The following is an 18218-nucleotide window of genomic DNA, read 5'->3' as shown; positions in this document are numbered from 1 at the left end:
AACAGACGAAAAAAATGATTTTAACTGTAGACGGCGAGGTAAATAATTCATATTATGTGCGCCGCTAACAAGGCAGGCACCCATAGCTCAGCTGGATAGAGCGCACCCCTCCGGAGGGTGAGGCCGAGGGTTCGAATCCTTCTGGGTGCACCAGATTGAACAGAACGCCAAGTTAGTGTTAGTGATGTAAAAGAAGTTGTTTGAAATTGAAAGTCAGTGGTGATTGTAGCTCAGTTGGTAGAGCCCCGGATTGTGATTCCGGTTGTCGTGGGTTCGAGCCCCATCAGTCACCCCATTTCAATCCCTTATTTAGATTTTAAATAAGGCAGTTTTAAAGATACAAATTTTCGGACTCTCAATGAGAGAAAGTGCGCAGCTCAGTAGCGCATCCCGATTTGAAACAAGAATGGACCAGATGGTCAGAGGTTCGAATCCTACTTTTTATAAAGATAAGGCCGACCACATTTAGTTTCAATAGTAACAAATTCTCGGTGATTAGCGCAGCCCGGTAGCGCATCTGGTTTGGGACCAGAGGGTCAGAGGTTCGAATCCTCTATCACCGACCACATTTAAAAGATAATGAGTAATTCTCCTTATCTAGCAGTACAAAAGATTTACGGTGATTAGCGCAGCCCGGTAGCGCATCTGGTTTGGGACCAGAGGGTCAGAGGTTCGAATCCTCTATCACCGACCACATTTAAAAGCCTCGTCATCTGACGAGGCTTTTTTGCATCTAATAGCTTATATTGGTTGAGCAGAGATCCAAATTCTCTCTTTTTATGACAGCATGGCCGACCACTTTTGAAAAGCCTTCTGAGAAATCAGAAGGCTTTTTCGTTTAAGCCAAAAGAGCACAGGGTTCGAATTTTGCTTTTTATAAAAGGTAGGGGCGACAGTGCTCAGTTTTAGTAAAAATTTTACGGACTTTTAATGAGAACTGCGTAGAAGCACTTTGCTTAGGCCAGAGATTCGAATCAAAAAAAGCCTCAGAGCTTATCTGAGGCTTTTTTTATTCACTTGCCAGTGTATGGGCTAGATTTCTTCAACTTCCACAGGAGGATGGATATAGCCCATGTAGGCACTGGTTTTTAATGGCACGAAGCGTTCTAGTTGCTGCTTCTCTTCTATACCTGTCACTATGACCTGAATATCTAATCCTCTCGCGACATTGATCAGGGCTCGGCACAGTTCACTGCTATGTTCACTCTCGTCATAATAAGCGAAAGATTGGTCGAGTTTCACGTAACTCGGTCTAAGGCTCTGGAGATAGGACATGGAACCAAATTGGCGACCGAAGTGATCGATACCGAAGTGAGCACCGTTATCACGGATAATAGTACATAAGGCTTCACAAGAGTCAGGGTCGCTATATACACCAGCTTCGGGAATGTCGAAACAGATCCGCTCGGAGAGGCTAGATGCGCGTAAAAAGCCATTTAGCCACTCATGGAATTTGGGGTCACTTAAACTATGGAAAGTTAAGTTAATGGCGATAGGTTCATAGTTTCTCTCGAGTAGCTTCTGGGTAGTTAGCGTTTCGATAAGGCATTTATCCAGCAGGGCACCAAGAGAAAGCAGCTCTACATAGGGCATAAATTGACCCGCATGTATGGTTTTATCACCGATTTCCAACTGACAGTAGAGTTCTCTTTGGGTAATGGAATCACCGTCATTTAGGTGGACTGGTTGCCACTTAAATTTGAACTGTCGATTGTTAATCGCATGACTTAGGTGCTCACGCCACTGCTCACGAGTAAATAGTTGCTTCTCGTTGGTTTCGAACCAATGAAAAACCTTATCTTCCTTGATCGCTTTTTGAAGGGCATTATCAGTTTGAGCTAAGATATCCGACACCGACATCTGTCCAATTCGTTCGGCAATACCGATAGAAAAGTTTTCATTTGGCTTACAGCCAGCTTTAGACATCTCTTGATTTATGGTGCGAATTAACGTTTGTAAGTATTTGCTGGTTTGTTCATGCTCTGCGCTGGAAATTAAAAATGCAAATTCATAAGCCGCAATTCTAGCAATAACTGAGGTGGTGATAGCGTCTAAATGTTCTTTCATCTTCTCAGAGAGTAGCTTTATGGTTTCGTCTCTGACCTGGTACCCGTATTTACTGTGGACTTCTTCCAGCCAGTCAAATTTGGCCATCACTAGTGCGCCACTCTTAGGCTCATTAAGCCAGCTGCTTAGGTGACCCATCATATATTGACGGTTAGGTAAGCCTGATACTTGATCGACCAGGTTTTTCTTCCTGAGTTCGCCAACCTCTTCATCCAAGGAGTTAAAGATCTGCTTAAGCTGATCCGACATGCTGTTAAAAGCAAGTACCACTGACTTTAACTCCATGGTTTTTGGGATTTTCATATCAGGACCAAACTTACGTTGGGCAATTTCTTTGGCATGCTCGGCTATCTCATGCAATGGCCGCAAAATCCAGGTGAGACCAACACGCGCGCAGACTATGGCGATAAGGAAAAGCACAGAAAATACTATGATAGCGTTAGTCATGGTGCGCCATAATTCGTGATAACCAAACCCTGGGTGAGCCGTTATCTCTAATCGGGCAAGTTGGATCCAGCCTGAAGTAATGGTGCTTTCTTTCTTGATGGTTTCAAAAAAATCTAGGTCAATAAACCATTGAGGTACACCTTGAATATTGACAGGGTTTTCCCACACTTGCTGCTTTCCATCGACGAGCCAAGTGAGTTTAACTTGTTGATAGTAACCGCCTTCGAAGATAACATTAATCAAGGTTTCAGCGCCGACAATATCACCCGCTTCAAGATCTGGAATTAACATGATCCCCAAAGAGTTACTGGTATTATTGAGATCTGACTCCATTTGCTTGGTCAGAAAGCTCTGTGTCTCTGTAAACTGTACATAGCCTAGACTTGCCACTACTAATAAAAATAGGCCAAACAGCAGTGAGTATATCTGTCGAAACAGTGTCATCTTTCTAGCTACTCCAATCTTAATTTGGGTTTTCTAAGTCTTTCGACACCCAATCTATATTTGAGATCGTTCCACTTTGCTAGTTTTTTAGATGAACCAGCAAGAACGCCTCGTCCTTTTTCTTTGTTCAGCCATAGCTGTCGACCATTAAAACTGTATACCGGCAGCAAGTCTTTTCTTTGAGTCGCGGGCTTTATTCTTCTATCTAAATTATCGAGCACCAAAGGAATAGAAGAGGGTTTCTCATAGTAGGCAAGTACCATGTGATATTGATTCACCGTGGTCGCTTTAACCATAGTAATCCTCAGCTTATCTTCAGGAATACCTAACTGAAGCAAGGTGAAATATTTTGCAATAGAGAAATCCTCACAATCCCCGCCATTGACACCAATGAACTCCATAGGGGTAGACCAATAATTGCTATCACCCCAGAGCTTGATGTCATCGACAAAGCGGAAAAGGTTGAAAAATTTATTCACCTTAGTGAGCTTATCTCTTTCGCTGAGACCTTGGGCACTATCGAGTACCTTAAACCAGGCTCTGGCTCGTTTTCCTGCTCGTTCACCATATCTCGACTCGAGAGTCGAAATAATATGTCCTTTATTTAGTTTTTGCGTGGGCGAGGCATATAGGCATGAAGCTGCCAGAGCCAGTGCCATTAAGATGAATTGGCAGACTTTTCTGTATGATAGTTTACGACTAAGCCTGCCTTTCATGGTGCTCAGTTAATGCCTCTATTCCACTACTTCATCAACGGTATAGATATGCCATTTCATATCAGCCGTAGTGTCTTCTCCGGTGACTTCAGCAATAACGCGTCTATTTCGGGTGTGGGCCATATCGGTGCCACTCTCATCTACTGGTCGGTCATAGCTATAACCTATCGCGGTTAACCTGTCAGATGCAATACTGTAACGTTCAGCCAATAGCGAAGTCACCGCATCGGCTCTGTTTTGCGACAAGGTCAAGTTATGGTCATAGGAGCCTGTTTTACTACAGTGGCCTTCAATGGTGACTTCAGTATTTGGGAACTCGCTCATAAAACTCGCAATGACTTCAACTTGCTCATAATACATAGGCTCTATGTAGTAGGAGTCATTGGCGAATAATATTTTTAGTTCAGAACGTTCGTGAATGGGCTTAACTTTACCGCAACCATAGTTATCAATAGTTGCGCCCATAACGGTATCGTTACAGCGCTCGCGGGCAACAATAACACCGTCTTTGTCCATATCGTTAAGATCGTGAACCTGTGTCGTTTTGCCATCCATAGTTACTATGCTTGAGCATGCACTTAGTAAGGTGATGGTTAAAAGTGTGATGAAGGTTTTCATTAGTTTACTCCTCCTTCGTAATTACGCTCACCTTGCCATACATCCGGGCGTGTGACTCGCAGAGACTCGAGTAGCCGACCCGTAGCATTTAAAATACGGTATTCAGATAGAATTTCGTCGTATTCAGCTTCGAGGTAGTCTTTACGAGCTTCGAATAACTCATTTTCGGTATCGAGTAAATCCAGTAGGGTGCGTTGGCCTAAATTAAACTGCTGGCTGTACGCGACTTGAGTATCTTTAGCGGCGACCACATGATCACGAATATACATTTTCTGCGGAACTAATAATTCGTAGGCATTCCAGGCTAGGTTGACACCCTCGACGACTTGACGATAAGCACGCTCGCGGATCTCCTTGGCTTCACCTATCTTGTAGCTTGCTTCTCTTTCTCTGGCGCGATCTTTACCACCTGAGAACAGGTTGTACTTTATTCTGACCATAGCAACTAAGTCATTACTGTGGCCGCCTACGTCTACACCAAAAGTACTGCCAGGTAATCCGTCTTCACCATCCAAGTTGTTATTCCAGTTACCATCTAGTTCTAATGATAATTTCGGATAGTAGTTAGATAAGGCTGAATCACGTTCATTTACAGCAGCGTTAATATCGCTGGTTGCCGATTTCAATATCGGGTGATTACTTTGGGCCAACTTTACGCTGGTAACGAGATCTTCCGGGAGCATGTCATCATCCGGTACTGGTACGATTAGATCTTCCGGCTGCTTCTCGACCACACGCACAAATTGAGCCTTGGCATCATAGAAATTATTCTTAGCCGAAATAAGATTAGCATTAGCCCTAGCTCGGCGACCCGTGATCTGAGACAGATCGGCGACAGAGCCTAAACCCGAGTCGGTTCTCTCTTTGATTTGTTCATAAATATCTTGATGACTTAGCAGGTTTTTTTCCGCCAGAGTGAGAACTTGCTCACTTTTTATATAGTTTACATATACTTTAGCGACATCCAGTGCCATGTCTTCTGCCGCGGCAAACAATGCCCACTGCTCGGCGCTGGCCTCGAAGCTGTATCTGTCTACTTCGCTGGAAGTATAGAAACCATCGAATAGCATCTGCTTGATGCTGAAGCCGGCCTCGCCACGTTCTAGCTCGATAACACCTTCATCATCGACTTCACCGAAGCCTGCCTTTCTTCTTGTGGATGGGCTATTGGTTTGTTCCCAACCATAACCACCGCTAACATCTACAGTAGGCATATAACCAGCTATTGCTTGGTTTACTTGCTCTTCTCTGGCTTTAAAGCGGTTGAAGGCGATACGAATTTCTGGATTCGTATCTAGTGTATGCGCGACAGCTTGCTCCAGTGTCTGGCTAAATGCCGAGGCTGGTAGCATCAGCGTGCCAACGGCTAACGCAAGAGTGCTGCGTTTTAACTGCCGAATAGTGCTGGTTTTCATGTTAACCCCTCCAGGTCGATTTTATTGGGCTTAGCGTTCTCTGAGCGCCGTATCTTTTGCCCTTAAAATTGGATTAAGTATGTACTCTAGAACGGATCTTTGCCCAGTAATTACATCAACAGAAGTTAACATCCCTGGTATAATTGGCATTTCAGTGCCATCGTCCTTGGTCAAACTTGATAATTTAGTTCTAACCCTTACAAGATAGAAACTGTTCCCCTCTTCATCCTGTGTTGTATCGGCACTAATGTGCTCTACAACGCCATTCAATCCCCCGTAACGGGTGAAATCATAAGCGGTAACTTTGACTACGGCGGGTAAGCCAGGATGTAAAAATGCAATATCTTTCGGTAATATTTTTGTTTCAATGAGCAATTGATCTTCCGATGGTACAATCTCTATGATGTCTATTCCAGGCTGAACGACCCCGCCTAATGTGTTGATGTGAATGGTTTTAATGGTTCCATTGACCGGTGAGGTTATCTCTGCTTTATTGACTTTATCCTGTGCACCGACCTGGGCCTCATTCATTCGAGAAAGCTTGGTCTGCTGTTCGTTAAGCTGGGTTCTGGCGTCAGCTGCGAAATTTAAAACGGCTTCACGCCTTTTTAATATCGCTTCATCCTGAGAAGCCTTGAGTTTAGGTCTTAATAATCTAAGAGAAGCGAGCTCACCTCGAATGTCATTGACTACACGCTCGACTTTTAGCAACTCGACTTCAGGCACAATACCTTTATCGGCTAAGGGCCTAGTGAGTTCCAGTTCGCGGGAAACCAACTGATAACTTCTGGAGAGTGTGTCAATCTTTGAAGCTAATTCTTTAGACTCTTGTTGTTTCTGTTGGATTTGGCGTGCCAGAATCTCCAGTTGGTTAATCAGGCTATCCAATCGGCCAGAATATTCATTAGATTGACGCTGAACTAAGGCGGGCTCCTCCTTGATTAATTCTCCGGAAAATTGCAGTGGCTTTGGGGTTATCTTGACCTGCTCTCTCCAGTCGACGGACATACTGGTAATAGTGATGCTGGATAATTCGGAAGATAAACGGACAACGTTGGCTTGCAGACTGTAAACCTCTTGTGCCTGTTGATCAAAGTCAGAACGAAAACGTGTGTCATCGATGCGAACTAAGGGCTGGCCTTTAGTAACCATCATGCCTTCTTTGACATACATATCCTGCATGATGCCGCCATCGAGACTCTGAATCACCTGAATTTGAGAGGAGGGAATAACTTTTCCCATCCCGGTAGTAACCTGATCAAGCTCGGAAAAATAGGCCCAGAATATAAAGCAAACACCCATGGCCGCGAGTGACCAGATGATCAATCTATGGCTAGTCGGTGCGTCGGTCATCATGGCGCCGTATACGTCATCGACCATCTCTAAATCTTGGGTCGTTAGATGCTTACTCATTTCGAGGCCCCTGAGAGTAAGCCTTTACTCAATTTATCTAAAACCTCATCTTTGGGACCATCGGCGATGACATGACCTCGGTCCAGGACTATGATGCGATCAACAAGTTTAAGCAGATGCATTTTATGGGTGATAAGCAGTAAGGTTCTATCGCGGCTGACATTCTCCATCGCTCGAATAAATTGCTTTTCGGCTCTTGCATCCAAACTGGCTGTTGGCTCGTCCATTAAGAGCACTGGAGGATCATTTAAGGTTGCTCTCGCTAATGCGACAGTCTGCCTCTGGCCACGGGAGAGGGATTGACCGCCTTCACCAACCTGTTGATCTAGCCCTTCGGTTTCCAGATCGGTAAATAGATTGATTCCGGAAAGCTGTACCGCTCTGATGAGTTGATGCTCTGTGACCTGTCTGGTACCAAATAAGATGTTATCTCTAATGGAACCATGGAACAGGGTGATATCCTGAGGTAGGTAACCAAAGTTTCTACGAAGGTCTGTGGGATGTATTTGAGCCGAATCTAGCCCATCGTACCTAAGGCTTCCCTTTGTAGGTTGGTAGAGGCCTACAAGCATCTTAGCCAGGGTACTCTTACCTGATCCATTACGTCCAATGATAGCTATGCGTTCACCGGGTTTAATGTTGAGTGACATGGTGTGCAGAACCGGCTTTTCAGATCCGGGATAGGAGAAGCTAATATGATCGGCATTGATCTGGCCTTCCAGTCGCTGTCGGCTGACTAGGTGTCCTTTGTTTTCAAACTCATCTTCCTGCGTCATTATCTCATCTAGCTGGCGCAGAGCACTGGCGGTATGATTACCTCTGGTCATCAAGCCTGCTAGCTGTGCCATTGGAGAGATTGCGCGGCTCGATAAGATAACCGCGGCTATAATACCACCCATAGAGATCGCATTATCTGCTACTCGATAAACACCCAAAATAACCACACATACGACTGAAAGTTGTACGGTGAAGTTGGCTAGGTTAGTCACTGAAGTAGATAGCTTCTTTGACTTCAACTGCCAGTTTGCAGTATGACCTATCATCTGCTGCCAGCTCTTTTGGACCAAGCCTTCAGCGCCACTGGATTTTATTGACTCCAGAGAAGCCAGAGATTCAATGAGGTGGCCATGTTTGAGGCTGGAAAATTTATTACTCTCCTCTATCGCAGCTTTCAGTTTTGGCTGCACGATCAAGGTATAGCCGATAATGATGATGCTGCCTATTAGCGGGATGATCGCGAGATCTCCTGCCACAACGTAGATGATGATCATGAAGAAGATGGCGAAGGGGAGATCCACCAAAGTTGTAATCGTCGCAGAGGTTAAAATTTCTCGAATGCTATCAAATTCGCCTAGTTGTTTCGCCATGCCACCTACACTTGGTGAGCGCTTCTCTAATGGTATGCCTATGGCTTTAGCGAATAGCCGTGAAGAGACTATGATATCAACCTTCTTACCTGCGACATCGATAAGATAAGCCCTCAGTTGTCGCATGATAAGGTCAAAAATATAGGCAATACCTGCGCCAATGGCCAAGACCCACAGAGATTCAAATGCTAAGTTAGGTACCACTTTATCGTAGACATTCATGATAAAGAGGGGCGAAACTAAGGCGAATATATTGACCAATACCGAAGCGATCAACGCGTCTCGATAAATTGGCGCGGAATCTTTAAGGGTTTGCAATAGCCAGTGACTGCCAGTGTCATGCTGGTGAACGTCGAAACCCATATCGCCACGGTATTGCTGTTTGACCAGAAACAAATAACCGACGTAGATCGCTTCTAATTCTTCTATGGATAAAACCTGCTCACCACCAGTTTCCGGCAATTGAATAACGGCTCTGTCTTTATCGAAATCTATCTCCCTGAGGAGGCAGGCTTTTTTATCTTTTAGCAGCAAGATACAAGGTAAGAAGATTGGCGATACTTGATCCAGCCCCTTACGGGTTAATTTAGCCGTTAAGCCAGCTCGCCCAGCTGCTTGAGGAACCAGATCTGGTGTGAGGACGCTAGAGGATAGGGGCAGTCCTGCCGCCAGTGATTCACTGGAGCATGGGCTACCGAAATATTCGGTCAGTAGGACTAAACTGTCTAGCAAGGGGTCGACAGAGACTCTTTGTGAAGCAGAGACAGCCCATTGCTCAGTTTTCTGAGAAGTAGTTACAGACACCTAAAACTTATCCTTAAGGATGATGCTAAGAATTTATTGAAATTATATTATGAAATTATTAATCATAATGGCCCATATTGCTATAGGCCATTGTTAGATTTAATTTTATTTAAGGAATTAGATGTTGAATTTGCTCTTCTTGTTGCGGATTTGATCCAGAACCTGAATTATCGGCAAATACGGTTGGGCTAGATGATGCAGTATTTTGGTTATCAATGATCAGAGCACCTTCACCATTACTACCGAGTAAACCATTAATTATGGCCTCATCAGTCGCACCATAAGCATTTGATAGGTCGACACCATCGAGAACAATTAGCTGACCGACATTACCATCATGATTCGCATCAACCTCGATAGTGGTCGTACCGTTATTCACTGTGAAGTGCAGATACTCCCCTAAATTACCGGTATTTTCACCTTGTAGTAAGTCGCTAAGATCTAGCTTATCTTCTCCTAAGTTGAAATCGGTAATATGATCGGTGCCAGTGGAACCTGCAGACCAAACAAAGGTATCTGCACCTATGTCATTTGTAGCCGTTCCTCCAGTTAGAGTATCGTCACCCAGTCCGCCAATAAGGATGTCATCTCCTAAGCCACCGATAAGGACATCGTTACCGCCTTGGCCGAAGAGGAGATCATTTCCTTCTCCGCCATAGATTGTGTCTTCGCCATCATCGGTACGAGACACGTCAAATAGATCTGGGGTGGCCGAGATAAACTCATGAACATCTTTTACTGAAACATCGGCGATATTCTGATTCGTCTCTTGTGCCACATACTTCTGTAGTGCGGCATAGCCTTGACCTTCGATATTATCGAACTTGACCAAATCGCCGAAGATGATGTCATTACCAGCTGCGGCATCGACGGTATCATCACCTTGTATAAGCGTTTGTTCTGAACCGAGAATGATGTTGGCGAGATCAGATGCATTGATATTGGCATGGGCTTGGCCATCAGAGTCATATGGAATTAAATCATCTAAATCAATTCCGCTGCCAATACCGATAGCTTCAACTTCAGAAATGGTGTTGAGTACAGCGAATGCTGCAAGAGCTTCTGCTTCTGCATTACCACCTTCACCAATCGTTTTAACGACAAAGTTTCCATTGGCATCAAGTGCAATAGTTCCCTCATTATCAGAGCTCCATTGGTGATCATCACTTTCCCAGCTGTAGACATTTCCATCGGTATCTATAATGAGATGCCCTTCGTGAGTTAACTCTTGGCCTATTTGATAGTTATAAAGTGCAATTAATTCGTTAAGGTTAAGATCAACACCATGATGACCATCGTCATAGTTCTGATTATCCATATAATCAATAACTTTGATATCACTTGTTGGTGTATCTATGACGTAGTTGTTCGGCTCTCCATCCGTAATGAAATAGGTAAAGTTATTGCCTACATTACTTGCCGCATCGCCATTGTTAAACCAATCTATAACCGTTTCAAAAGCTGATTCGTAGTTAGTTCTACCGCCACTATTGATGGTGCTAAGAGCCGTTTCTAAATCAGATATTGCACTAGTATCGGCAAGGTTAACGGATACTGTAACCTTAGTACCACTATCAAAATCGACAAGTAGGATATTCACTACACCGGCATGGGCACCAGCTGCACTAGCTTTTAGAGTATTATACACTTCTAATAATTGAGCTTTAGCAGTATTTACATTGCTGCTTCCCATACTGCCAGATGAATCAAGAATAAAGGCGATGTTGTAGTTTTCACCTTCAACGACTTGAATACCAGTAGAGTCACTGACGATAACATCATGATTTGCAGTGCCTGTAATATTGTCATCGCCATATGAACCATTGTCTTGGACATAGCCGCGCAATGAAATGTTTAGCGGTACTGAACTTATCTCGGAATCATTATTGCTTGACTCAGTGCTAGTTAGGCTAACTGTTAAGGCTAGCTCAAAATCGCCAGCATAATCTTCTTCTACTTGAAGCTTTAAACCGTTTAGCTCGGCAGTCGTTAGTGTCCAACTACCGTTACCATTATTGATTCCAGCCGATAGATAAACTCCATTTGGCACGCCGCTAATCGTTACTTCAGATAGCGTTTCACTTCCATCGTTATCGGTTAAAGCAACATTAATATCTAGTGGAATCTCTTTAAGCTGTACTTGAGTCAGAGAGCCATCAGGACCAACGACATAGACGCCGTCGGCAAATATCAAACGCTCAACTTCATATAGGTGATCACCCGCATCTAAGTCTGCTGTATTGACCGAGCTGGCATCAATGCCACGGCTATCATTGATTAATAGATACGGCGTTACTGAATGATCAAAGTGATTAGTAATTGTATAGTCGGCAAAGTTGCCCGAGTAGATGGATGTATCAGTTCCAGAACCACCGTAGATGGAATCATTTTCCCCGCCGCCGATGAAAATGTCATCACCGGCATTACCATGCAAAGAGTCAGCTTGTGCACCGCCAATCAATATATCGTTGCCAGTTCCCCCACTAAGTGAGTTTAGAGCATTCTCACTACCTTCAATGAACGAGTTTTCATTACCAGAGACAACATGTTGGCCCGATAGTACCGCTTCGATGTTAGTGCCAAACACCTCATCATTAACCTGAACATTACTAGGGACTGTGGTATCTATTGGAGCCTTATCAATCCAAACCAAGTCGTCAGCAGAGGCTGATAAGTCTGGCGCATCTGCGTCTGCTGTAATATGAATAGTTACGGTAGAGGCATTACTATCCGTAGTTCCGTCTGTCGCAATATAATCAAACTCAGCCAATGCGTCACCACGGTTACCTATACCAGCTTGATTACCATCGGCCTGATTATCATTTGGAACAAATCGGACTTGGCTTGCATCAAACATAGCCGAGCTCAATAACATACCAACAGCCTCCCAAGAGCCATTGTTGAGATACTGTAAGCTACCGTTAGCGGCGTTTGGAAGGTTTGTCGCCTTGATTGATAGATTGGCTTTCGCCGTATCTGTGTCACTGACGTTGAAGTCACTCCACTGCAAGACTAGCCCTGTATCCTCAGTGCTTAAGGTTGAACCATCAGCTGTTATAGGCGCTTCATCGACGTGGGGTGAAACAGCAAAGCGACCCGTAACGCTGTCACCGTCACCATCAGTGGCAACCACATTAAAGTCAATCTGACCGTCAGATGGGCTTTGCATCGCCTGATATTGATAAAACTCCCACTGGCCAGTCCCTGGGGTGAATTCGACTTTAAAAATAAGCTCACCAGAGGCCGTTTGTCCCAGCATAGTATTATCAGACTGAGTTATTAGAATCGTTTCACCACTTGCAGTCAGCAGAGCATTTTCATCACTCCCCGTTAATACAAGTGAGCCAAAACCATCGGCTCCCCAATTGGTATCGACTTCTCCCGATGCATAACCAATAGCTTGTGCATCGGTACCAAGGAATTCAATAGACTTGATTGTTATATCGCTATTGTCACCGTGTGCGGCATTGAACCCGTTATCGGTAGACTTGATGACGAGCTGATCGAAGCCCCCCTGAAGCACTTCAAAGACAGCAGCATAATTACCATCTGAGGCATCTGAGCTAAACGTTTGTGTTGCGATTAGCTGGCCATCTCGATAAAACTCAACCACACCAACTTCAAGTTCCCCACCAAACATATTGGCAAACTCAATGTTTACGCCATAAGCGACGGTGCCAGGATCTAATGTGATGACAATCTCTTCGGAGGCTTCAGACCCATCGGCAAACTTACGGAAGTCTATTTCGTTGGAGATATTATGATAAGGCGCTCCCACACTGTTAACGCCAATGCCATTACTGGTACTGTTGACGCTGGCATTAATCAATGTTGAATCTGTAGAAGATGTAAATCCACGAGCTGTGATAGTGAAGCCATCGAAATCGATTGAGCTAGAATTTCCACTTTGGCCCGTGAGCGAGAATTCACCAATCAAGCTGTCTGGAATATCTATGTCGGTAACAACTTCTGCAGCTGAATCGATAATTTCCGGAGCATCATCTTCAATCGTAACGGTAAAGTTTCCGTTGGTTGTAGAGCCATCCCCGTCATTGACTGAAATGCCAAAGTCTAATGAGATGTTATCTTCACTGCTTGTATTTGTGTGATCGACTGGAGCGAGTAAGGTTACATCATAACCCCAATCTCCAGGCGTATTACCTGCAGGAGCCGTAAGCGCTACAGACATTACTTCAAGGTATGAATTTTCACCTGGTGTACCGACGAAACCTGTAAGAGTTTGTGAGCCAGAATCCCAAGACCACAGAACCGTTTCACCACCTGAAGTTAATGCTGCTGGGCCTGAAAGTGAAACTGTTAAAGCATCACCATCAACATCTTCAATACTGATAATACCGCTTGCTGCGACTTCATTCGTCGTATCTGTATTACCGGTGTCATCAACTAGACCGTCAGTTAAACCTTCCTCTGAGACTCGAGTGTTGGTAGTCGACGTGATTGTTACATCATCATTCACTTCACCGACATTGACGGTGACGGTAATGGTTTCTTCAACGCCGCCGGACGTCACGGTATAGGTGAAGCTGTCGCTGCCATGGAAATTATCGGCAGGGGTGTACGTCGCCACACCGGCTGCGGTGATGCTCACCGTGCCGTTTGCGCCTTGGGTAAAGGCGGTGACTTCAGCATCCGCATTTTCGAAGCTGTCGTTGGTGAGCAGGTTCAGTACACCTTGGGGTGTCTTCATCGGGTGTTGATGGTATCGGGCTAGGATATCCACTACTGGGGTGACGGTGACGTTGATCACTTGAGTGACGCTGTTGCCATCATCATCGGTGATGGTGACGGTGAAGCTGTCGCCGCCGTTGTGATCAGCCGTTGGGGTGTAAGTCCACTCGCCAGTTGCGGCATCGATGCTGGCGGCGCCGTTACCGGCCGCGCCAGTTACGCTGTAAATGGTGCCATCGGTGAGGCCGTCATCATCGGTTGCGGTGAGCTGGCCTGTGATAGCCGCGCCATCTTCTGCGCCTGAGCCCGTGATGTCGCCGCCAATGGTGGTGGTGTCGTTCACTGGAGTGACAGTGATATTAACTGTCGCAGGAGTTATGTCTGCTAGTCCCTCATTATCTACCGAGTGGTAGGTAAAGTTTGTTTCTCCATACCAATTTTCATTGGGAACAAAAGTGAGGTCGGCAGCATTTTCTGCCAAGATTATTGCGCCAACTTCTACGACTACACCATTTAACATTAGAGTGCCGTTATCAGGTAATGAGTCAATGATGAAGCTCGTCACTGAGCCATCAATATCATTACCGCTTAAAGTTGATATGGCTATACTAGCCGCATCTTCCTCACCGGATATAGTGAGCTCATTTGTTGTTGGGGCATCATTAAGTGATGTTACATTTATTTCAAGTGTTGCGGTTTCACCTGTGTTAGTGGTGTATGTGACAACGGGGACTGTACCATTCCAATTTTCCCAAGGTGTAAATTCGTAGCTACCATCAGCATTTAGATAAAAAACACCGCTTTCTAATTCAGCGCCTTCTCCTGACTGTAGGGGGCCATTATAGCCATCGATGGTATAGCTAGTGATCTCGGTATTTTCGCTTTCATCATTATCAAGCACATTTCCTATGGCTGTTGTGTCTTCAGCTATAGTTTGCTGGTCATCGGTGGCATCTGTGTTGTCATTATTAACTATGATGGTCAGCTCGGCAGTTGAGCCAGTATTGGTTGTATATGTGATTACTGGCACGTTGCCGTTCCAGTTTTCATTTGGCGTGAAGGTATAAGTGCCATTTTCATTGATGGTCAATGCGCCACCAACGAGCTGAACTGTAGAGCCTGTAGTGTGTGTATCACCATTAACTTCGAAGCTGACAACGGTTAGAGCATTATCTATGTCTATATCGTTATCTAATACATTACCTGTTGCCACAGTATCTTCATCGATAGTGTTGCTGTCATTGACGAGTACGCTCGGGTCATCGACTGGGGTGACTTCAAGAGTGAGTGTCGCGGTAGAACCAGTATTGGTTGTATAAGTGATGACAGGAACTGAGCCGTTCCAGTTTTCATTTGGCGTAAAGGTGTAAGTGCCATCGTCATTGATGATCAGTGAGCCGCCTTCAAGTTGAACTGTTGTGCCTGTAGTGTATGTATCACCATTAACTTCGAAGCTGACAACGGAAAGGTCATTATCTATGTCTGAATCGTTATCTAATACATTACCAGTTGCCACAGTATCTTCATCGATAGTGTTGCTGTCATTAGCTAATATGGACTCGACATCATAGTTTTCAGTTGTATTTGCAGTACCTTGTGCTCCGCCTGCTCCAAAGCCATATACAATCCCCTCTATAATGGTATCTGGATCATTAATTAGCTCAGATCCTGCAACTTCAATCGAGAAGGTGCCGTCGGCATTCATCTCTGTCTGATAGGTTTGACCATTAATCGTGAGGATCACTATACCAACAGTAATAGAGGCATCGGCCGAAACTGTACCTGTGACAGTTATCGCTTGATTACCCTCAGCATCGGTAATTAAATTATCACCGGTGATAGGGTCGATATCTATGCTTACTGCTGTATTTGATGGACCATCGTTATCGAAGATACGTAAAGTACCTTGGGCATCGACGAGTGCAGCATTTACTGGGTCTGTCAGGTTGATAATTGCAAACTCAGGACTATCTTCGATGATTAAATCATCAACAATTGGTACAGTGATATAGGCGGTTGTTTCACCAGGAAGGAAGGTTACGGTGCCTGATACAGAGATGAAATCTTCGCCAAATAGTGCTGAAAGCTCTTCTGTACTGTAGTTAACGGTAACAGTTTCTGTACTTGCCTCACTCAATGTGAGGGTGAATACAGCATTTTCCATCCCTTCGATCACGATAACATAATCAATATCTATTTGGGGGAGGCTTGAACCATCGGCATCATTGTCAAAAATGGCAAATTGCAGTGTTTCATCGTAGACATTTTCACCTGTGACTTCGGCAATGAAATACTCGGTAGGTTCTATAGCTACATCATCAAAGATAGGTACACGTATGATGACACTGTCATTTCCAGACTCTAAGACAAAGCCAAAAATAGGACGAGGTATACTGCCGCTATAGTCAACAGATGTAACTGTCATGGTTTGCCAAGTGAGGCCACCATCATTCGAATATTCTAGTGGTACTAGATAATCATCGGCGTATTCAGCAATGGGAAAACCAAGCTGCTCACTCATGCTCTCACTGGTAAAGTTGATTTCTAATCGTTGATCATCAGCGAAGGTCAGTTCACTGTTTAAGGTAAACTGGTTGAATCCATCATGCTCAAATACATCTGGAATATCTGCCGATAGATGTGATTTAAACTGATCTTGTGTTGCCGAAGTGATCTCTCTGAAGGCGGTCCAATCTTCAACACGGTAATCGATGCTTAGACCTTCTAAGTCATATTGAGTGATACCAGCATTGAGAATTATCTCGTAATTACCGTTTCCAAGATCGACAAGTGTGCCTATGTCGGCGAAGTCAGCATTAAGCTGTACATTTTTAACGACTAAATTTTCAGTAGTTACCTGCTGACCCGAAGCGCCCGCCAGTAGATCATTGGCTGAAAAGGTGATCTTTCCATCTAATTCATTGTAGTTGTAGGTAATTAGCCCGCCAGGCACATCAAGTATATCTGCGGTACGATCGTCTGCAGTTACCGGGCCGCGATCACCGGCTAAGTCATCGATAGTGTCGGCAACATGCTCCATTGCCAGAGTCTCGAAGGTATTCGCACCGCTCGGATCAAACTCTGAGTCACGAGTGAAGATGATACCTAGGTCAGCCAGTACGAGAGATAACATCTCTTTACCCGCAGTTGCTAGGTTCAATGGTTGACCAGTAGTGGGGTCGATATAACCCGTTAATGCTTCATGAATCGCTGCAATAATATTGATGTTAGACGTGTAGCTAGCATCTAGGTTGACTAGGCTATTAGTCTGTAAGATACCATCGTCGGTTCCATCACTGAGGTCGTTATCCAAAGCTTGTAAGAAGATAGCCATGTTTTCAACATAGTTCATGTTGCTATCTGAAAGTGATGTACCGGCAATATCCTGAAGGAAAAGAATGGTGCCTTGAATGACATCGGCACTAAAGCTGGCAATGATGACATCGCCAATACTAAAGGTGATGGTGTCTCCAGGGTTGTACGCGAATGAGCCATCAGCTCCCATATCGCCAGTGAATCCACTCAGTCCTGAAGATGTTGTATAAGCTACACCATTGACAAAATTATCGGTGAATTGGGCTATTTTAAAGCTATCTGTTGTTTGATTATCTGTTTGAGCTAGAGAAAGGTTAGCCGTTAATGTCGCATTTACATTAATAGGTGCACCGAAAGATGTGTCAAAACCTGAGCCTGCTAAAGTTTCATCACCGCTACGTCCTAACGATACAAAGTCACCACCTTCATTACCATTTGTACCGGCACCAGCTGCGGTATCGGGCCCTTGAGTTGGGTCTTCTCCTGCTGCGATTTGAGCTTGAATAGCTTGGATTTCGTCTATGACAGACGTGTCAGTATCAGCCACTTCAGAGTCTTCAATCTGCTCAGTTTGATTGGAGAAGCTTGTACCATCTTCATAGGCGATCTCAAGCTCTGCGCCGTCTTCTAAAAATAATGCCGTGCCAATTGGGAGTTGTTCGCCTGATACCACTGGTCGATTCTCACCATCTACTTCTACGGTGACCTCTCCATTAGCAATTAAAACTTGTCCGTGTTGTGTGGTGACTAAAGATTTCATTCTTAACTCCAAGCGAATAACGTTAACAGTGCAGCTCTGGTAAACCCTTTACCCAACATCGGCGGCATATACCTACAATAGGATCACAAATGTTAACCCATGTGGTGGTTAGGGTCAATTTGTTGACGTTTGAATATCTATTTGTGTGTAACTCGATAGTTTT

At 44.5% G+C, this 18218-nt stretch carries 7 protein-coding genes and 4 tRNA genes; 4 read left to right on the top strand and 7 right to left on the bottom strand.

The features are described from left to right. Window positions 1-76: 76 nt before the first annotated feature. The 4 genes from sps_RS15330 (at window position 77) to sps_RS15315 (ending at window position 694) form a co-directional block, all read left to right on the top strand. Window positions 77-153 (top strand) — tRNA-Arg (locus sps_RS15330). A gap of 66 nt (window positions 154-219) precedes the next feature. Beyond that, window positions 220-295, top strand: a tRNA-His gene (locus sps_RS15325). A gap of 194 nt (window positions 296-489) precedes the next feature. Continuing rightward, window positions 490-566, top strand: a tRNA-Pro gene (locus sps_RS15320). A gap of 51 nt (window positions 567-617) precedes the next feature. Then, a tRNA-Pro gene (locus sps_RS15315) sits at window positions 618-694 on the top strand. 338 nt (window positions 695-1032) lie between these two features. Here the strand turns inward: sps_RS15315 and sps_RS15310 are convergent. From sps_RS15310 to sps_RS28865, 7 genes are all read right to left on the bottom strand, one after another. Then, window positions 1033-2958 (bottom strand): bifunctional diguanylate cyclase/phosphodiesterase, encoded by a 1926-nt coding sequence (locus sps_RS15310; RefSeq protein WP_077753320.1) that lies wholly within the window; start codon window positions 2956-2958, stop codon window positions 1033-1035. Window positions 2959-2966: 8 nt separating this feature from the next. Then, window positions 2967-3674 carry a transglutaminase-like cysteine peptidase gene (locus sps_RS15305; RefSeq protein WP_077753319.1) on the bottom strand — a complete coding sequence of 236 codons (708 nt, stop codon included), beginning with the start codon at window positions 3672-3674 and terminating at the stop codon, window positions 2967-2969. Between the two features lie 18 nt (window positions 3675-3692). Then, a complete protein-coding gene (locus sps_RS15300; protein ID WP_077753318.1) occupies window positions 3693-4292 on the bottom strand; it encodes an OmpA family protein in 600 nt (199 codons plus the stop codon). Continuing rightward, the gene (locus sps_RS15295) at window positions 4292-5707 is read right to left on the bottom strand and encodes a TolC family outer membrane protein (protein ID WP_077753317.1); all 1416 of its coding nucleotides are present in this window, start codon (window positions 5705-5707) and stop codon (window positions 4292-4294) included. The genes sps_RS15300 and sps_RS15295 overlap by 1 nt, the downstream gene beginning before the upstream one ends. 30 nt (window positions 5708-5737) lie before the next feature. Further along, entirely contained in the window at window positions 5738-7120 is a 1383-nt protein-coding gene (locus tag sps_RS15290) for an HlyD family type I secretion periplasmic adaptor subunit (protein ID WP_077753316.1), read from the bottom strand. Continuing rightward, on the bottom strand, window positions 7117-9291 hold the full coding sequence (locus sps_RS15285; protein ID WP_077753315.1) for a type I secretion system permease/ATPase: 2175 nt from the start codon (window positions 9289-9291) through the stop codon (window positions 7117-7119). Before sps_RS15285 ends, sps_RS15290 begins: the two co-directional genes overlap by 4 nt. A gap of 109 nt (window positions 9292-9400) precedes the next feature. Beyond that, window positions 9401-18055, bottom strand: a complete 8655-nt coding sequence (locus sps_RS28865) for a retention module-containing protein (protein ID WP_077753314.1) — start codon at window positions 18053-18055, stop codon at window positions 9401-9403. Window positions 18056-18218 lie beyond the last annotated feature (163 nt).

Origin of the sequence: Shewanella psychrophila (assembly GCF_002005305.1) — a bacterium.
Lineage (GTDB): Bacteria > Pseudomonadota > Gammaproteobacteria > Enterobacterales > Shewanellaceae > Shewanella > Shewanella psychrophila.
The sequence above is the reverse complement of the archived record's forward strand: the minus strand, read 5'-3'. Positions and strand labels throughout refer to the sequence as shown.